This is a genomic window from Arthrospira sp. PCC 8006 (assembly GCF_046480465.1).
Lineage (GTDB): Bacteria > Cyanobacteriota > Cyanobacteriia > Cyanobacteriales > Microcoleaceae > Limnospira > Limnospira platensis.
Map to the genome: position 1 here is coordinate 1 of NZ_PKGG01000598.1, position 375 is coordinate 375.

The 375-nt window shown below is 43.0% G+C and carries 1 protein-coding gene; it reads left to right on the forward strand.

Features of this window, described 5'->3' with window-relative positions:
• Positions 1-17 precede the first annotated feature (17 nt).
• The coding region (locus B9T16_RS29545) for an adenosylhomocysteinase (protein ID WP_410246481.1) at positions 18-375 on the forward strand (358 nt) is incomplete at its 3' end.

Below are 375 nucleotides of genomic sequence, written 5' to 3' on the forward strand. Positions count from 1 at the left end.
GTTATGCTGTTAAAAAAATGTCCAACGCGATTCCCGAAGCCGACATCGTGGTTACCGCTACCGGTAATTGCAATATCGTTTCTGAATCGCATTTCCGTATGATGAAAGACAAAACMATCGTGTGTAATATTGGCCATTTCGATAATGAAATTGATGTAGCTTGGTTGAACCAGCATGCCGATAGCCACGTGGAAATCAAGCCTCAAGTGGACAAGTACACCGTTTCAGGCAAAGACATCATCCTTCTTGCCCAAGGAAGATTGGTAAACTTAGGCTGTGCTACCGGCCATCCATCCTTTGTGATGAGTAATAGCTTTACCAACCAAGTTTTGGCGCAAATTGAACTTTGGGTGAATACTGCCAATTACGAAAACA